Origin of the sequence: Longimonas sp., from assembly GCF_046498435.1 — a bacterium.
GTDB lineage: Bacteria > Bacteroidota > Rhodothermia > Rhodothermales > Salinibacteraceae > Longimonas.
This window is the reverse complement of sequence record NZ_JAWOAR010000272.1, coordinates 1-4508: the sequence shown is the minus strand read 5'-3', so window position 1 is coordinate 4508 and position 4508 is coordinate 1. Positions and strand designations below refer to the sequence as shown.

Sequence of the window (4508 nt, the reverse complement as noted above, 5' to 3'; positions counted from 1 at the left end):
TCCAATCCCGATTCCGCACCCAGCCGCAGATCCAGAAAAACGACATGGTAGGCCCCTTCGTGCATCGCCTTGCGCGCAGCCTCGGCACTGGCTACAGACGTCAGCGCGTGGCCGTCACGCTCCAGGCAGTGCTGTAGGGCCGTGCGGATACGCGGCTCATCGTCCACCACCAGGATGCGGAGCGCGGTGTCAAGGGCGTGGGGAGCATCAGGCATACGCCGGAAGCGATGTGTAGCAGAAAACAGCGCGTTGTACCGGAAATTGTCGGTGGAGAGATACGGCTCTCCTTGTTTTGGTCTGGTACGTCGCATCCATTACGGTGTTACTCGCGGATCTGATTTCGAGTCGCCGTAGTCTGGGCATCGTGCATCTTGCATGGGTTGAGGCGCAGGTATCGTGCATCTTGCACGATGGTTCCTGCTAAGATGAACGGAACAGGCCCTTAACGCACCTACAGCCGTATCTGCCCAAACTGGCATTCGGTTTGAACCCTACCTCAGTGCGACACGGCCCGATGGGTTTTTTCCATTCCCCCAGCCTCCTATGAACGCCATTTCCGCACGCGTTCTCGTCGTCGACGATGAGAAGAACGTTCGCCTTACGCTGCGCCAGGCTCTCGAAGACCTGGGCCTCACCGTTGAAATCGCTACGGATGGGACCGAGGCGCTTGCCCGTCTCGACAAGACCGACTACGACCTTATGCTGCTCGATCTTCGCATGCCGGGCCTGAGCGGGATGGAGACGCTGGAGCATGTGCGTCGCCAGCATCCCGATCTGCCGGTCGTTATTGTAACCGCTCACGGCACCGTCAAAAACGCCGTGCAGGCCATGCGGCGTGGGGCGGTGGATGTGCTCCTCAAGCCCATCAGCCTCGATGCCCTCCGCACGCTCGTCGACCAGGTGATTCGTGAGCCGTCGGCATCGCCCAATGCAACGCCATACGAGGAATGGATGCAACTGGCAACATGGCACCTCCGGTATCAGCGCACCGAAGCCGCCCGCCACTGCCTGAACGAGGCGCTCAACCAAGACGAGACGCGCCCGGCTGCCCATACCATGCTGGGCATACTGGAAGGAGCGGAAGGCAATACCGAAGCCGCTCGTCAGCATCTGGAAGCAGCAGTAGCACGCGATGGAGACCCCGCAATGGCCCAGCTTCTGCTCGACCGTCTTCAGGAAGATGCGCCGTTTCCAATCGACCGCCCTGCATCTCTGCTGACTTCATCAGATTCACCTTCGGACGATGATTCTTCCCTGTCCGTGCGCGCCGCCCCGTCGCGCGCTGAGAGCGAGGACGACATGCCTCACCGCGTGTGTGCTGTGCTGGATGAATCCGTAGCCGACGGCGTAACGGCGGCCCATCGTGCGCTGGCAACGCTTGCTGCGGACTCGGCGCGGGCCCACGCAAGTAGCGAGTTACTGCTCCTGACCACGGTTGAAGTCCCCTGGCAACTTGCTCTTTCACAAGCCGAGGAGGTCCACCAGAAGCGCATTCAAGAGGCCACATGGCAGCTGGAGGCATTGGCCGAAACGCTGGAAGAGAGCCGCCTGCACGTGCACCCCGTTGTGGTTGTTGCCCACCAAGCGGCTGCCGTTGTCGAAAACACCGTTACCGAGCGATCGGTGCAGCACCTCGTAGGCCTATGGCCTGGTGCGAATGGAGCCACGTCGGACGCCGATTCTGGGTGGACCGATGCGTTACGCACGGTGTCGTGCGAGGCGACGCTTCTTCGCCCCGGCGCCACGCCGCCCCAATCCGGTGGCGTGACAAACGTGACAGCCTTCATCACCGACAGCCCCGACGCGCCATTTGTAGCGCGCCGCGCCCGAGAGTGGGCACAGAGCCAGGGCGTTGCGGGCCTGACGCTGCTCACCATCCAGCACGACGACGGCACCACAAGCCGGGACGACCTGGAGCATCGCGGCCATCGTCTCTTGTGGGACGTGGCCGACCGGGCGGGCCTATCTGATGAGCAGTACAAAGGGCGCGTCCTTGTGTCGAAGGATGTGCAGGCGACTGCCCATCGGTGTGCTTCCGCCTGCGACCGCATCTGCATCGGGGCCGGGCAGGAGGCGTCGTGGGCCAAGCCTGCTGCAGACTCATTCGCCGGACGCCTGGCCGCATCGACCGAAGTGCCCATTGCTCTCGTTCGGGGCGCTCATTCTTCCTCCGCACCCTCGTTCTTGGAGGCCCTTCGGAATCGCCTCATTGGATGATCGGTACCACGAGCAGCCCTCTGTTCACACCGGCATGTGCTTCTGTCTTCCCCCAATGTTTTTCTGCTCATGATGCGGACGGTCCGCACGAAAATTCTTCTGGCTAATGGCACCGTGCTGCTCCTGCTGGGCCTTGTCTTGGGGTGGGCGCTCATGAACATTCAGAATCTTGGAAGCGCGTCGGAGGCGATCTTGAGCGAGAACTATCGCAGCATCATTGCCGCCGAGAACATGATCAACGGCCTGGAGCGGATGGATAGCGCTGTGCTCCTGCATCTGCAAGACCGCGAGCAGGGCCTGCGCCAATTCCGTACGAACCAGAATCAGGTCTCCCAGTGGCTGGCCCGTGCCCAGGACAACATCACAATCGCGGGTGAGGACCGCGTGCTTGCCCGAATCGACTCGACGTTCGACCGCTACACGGCCCAGTTCGATTCACTCCTCCAGCAGCCGGGCGTGTACGGCGACCGTCCCTACGACGATGCCCTGATGCCTGCTTTTCAGGAGGTGCGAAGTGCGGCAGGCGATCTGCGCGACCTGAATCAGCAGACCATGGTCGAGGCATCGGACCGGGCCGAGAGCGTGGCGACATGGGCCATCTGGTCGGTTGGAGGCATTGGGGTGGGCGCCACGGTGCTCGGGCTTGTCATTAGCGTGATTCTAGCTGGACGCATTGTGCGACCCATCCGCAAGGTGCAGACGGCAACACAGAAGATTGCGGCAGGCGACTATGACGTGTCTGTTGATACGGATGCGAACGACGAGCTTGGCAGTCTTGCTAATCAGTTCAACGAGATGGCCGCCGAACTCCGGCACTATCGGGATCTCAACGTGGAGAAGATCCTTGCCGAGCAGCAGAAGAACGAAGCGATTCTGCAGAGCATCGACGACGGGCTGTTGGTGGTCGACGGCGACTACTCCATCATCAACCTGAACCCGACCGCCGAGTGGGCACTGGGCGTGAGCCACCAGCAGGTAGCAGGCCAACATGTGCTCGAAGCCCTTCGGAACGAGCGCATCTTCGACCAGATTCAGCAAACAATCGAGTCGGGAGAGCCCGCCACGCCCAGCCAGCCCACGGACATATTCACGGTAGAGCGAAACGAAGATACACGGCACTTCCAGTTCATCGTCAACCCGGTGCGCAGCCCGTCGGGAGAGATGCTGGCCGCGATTCTGTTGTTACGCGACGTCACAGACCTCCAAGAGCTGAACCGCCTGAAGTCCGACTTCGTCGCAACGGCGTCTCATGAGCTCAAAACGCCGCTCACAAGTATTGGCATGAGCGTGCGCCTGCTCCACGAACGCCACGAAGCGGACTTCGACAGCCGCGACCGCGAGCTGCTTGAAGCCGCCGTCGAAGATGTCGATCGGCTTCGTGACCTTGTGAATGACCTGCTCGACCTCTCGAAGATCGAGTCGGGACGGATGGAGATGGAGCGGGCGGCGGTTCCTGTCCCGTTGATCTCCAAGAAGGCCGTTGGGCTCCTCAAGACGCAAGCTGCCGAAAAGGACATCTCTTTCGATGTGGATGTGCCTGACGAGCTTCCCGATGTTAAAGCTGATCTCAACAAAGTAACCTGGGTGCTCACCAATCTGCTTTCCAATGCACTCCGCTATTCCGAACCCGGAAGCCCTATTCAGATAGAGGCGCGTCCGATTGGCGGGTCGGTGCATATTTCGGTCGAAGACCACGGTGCCGGCATCCCCTACGAGTACCAATCGAAGATTTTTGACAAGTTCGTTCAGGTTGACGGCAGCCAGGCGCCAGACGGCTCTGGACTGGGGTTAGCCATCGCACAGGAGATCATTCACGCCCATGGCGGACGTATCTGGGTCGATTCGACGCCCGGAGAGGGCAGTACGTTTACGTTCACCCTTCCGCAGGCTGGCAGCACAGTCCCGCGCCCAAGTTCGTAGTTGAACACGGCCCCGTTCTTTCTTATCGTCGAACGCTCCCTCTTTTACCGCTCGCCTTCATCTGATGCCCCAATTTTCTGTGGCCAGCCTGTTCGTACATGCTCAAAACGCTGTCTGGTCATGGTGGCGATCGATCACTCCGCCGCAACTCTTTGTCGGATCGTTCCTGGCGCTCATTCTGGTGGGTACGGTTGGCTTTATGGTGCTGCCGGGCCTATACACCGGCATGTATTGTAGGAAAGATCATCACTGTCCATATACCACCGGGCCTGCAGGTCAACCCGGGGGCCACCGTCGCATCCGAGCTTCTCAATGAAAAAATCGCTCAGCGTTTCGTGGGTGGCCGGATCCGTCATCGACCACCACAATCT

4 protein-coding genes are annotated in these 4508 nt (G+C 60.5%); 3 read left to right on the top strand and 1 reads right to left on the bottom strand.

From position 1 onward, the window contains the following. A partial coding sequence (locus tag R6U20_RS10590; RefSeq protein ID WP_410337827.1) for a response regulator occupies positions 1 to 215 on the bottom strand: 215 nt, incomplete at its 3' end. 328 nt (positions 216 to 543) lie between these two features. On the opposite strand from R6U20_RS10590, the gene R6U20_RS10585 reads away from it, so the two are divergent. The 3 genes from R6U20_RS10585 to R6U20_RS10575 all read left to right on the top strand — a co-directional run. Continuing rightward, on the top strand, positions 544 to 2217 hold the full coding sequence (locus tag R6U20_RS10585; RefSeq protein ID WP_410337826.1) for a response regulator: 1674 nt from the start codon (positions 544 to 546) through the stop codon (positions 2215 to 2217). Between the two features lie 36 nt (positions 2218 to 2253). Beyond that, positions 2254 to 4137 carry an ATP-binding protein gene (locus tag R6U20_RS10580; RefSeq protein WP_410337825.1) on the top strand — a complete coding sequence of 628 codons (1884 nt, stop codon included), beginning with the start codon at positions 2254 to 2256 and terminating at the stop codon, positions 4135 to 4137. 98 nt (positions 4138 to 4235) lie between these two features. Beyond that, the coding region (locus R6U20_RS10575; protein WP_410337824.1) for a hypothetical protein at positions 4236 to 4508 on the top strand (273 nt) is incomplete at its 3' end.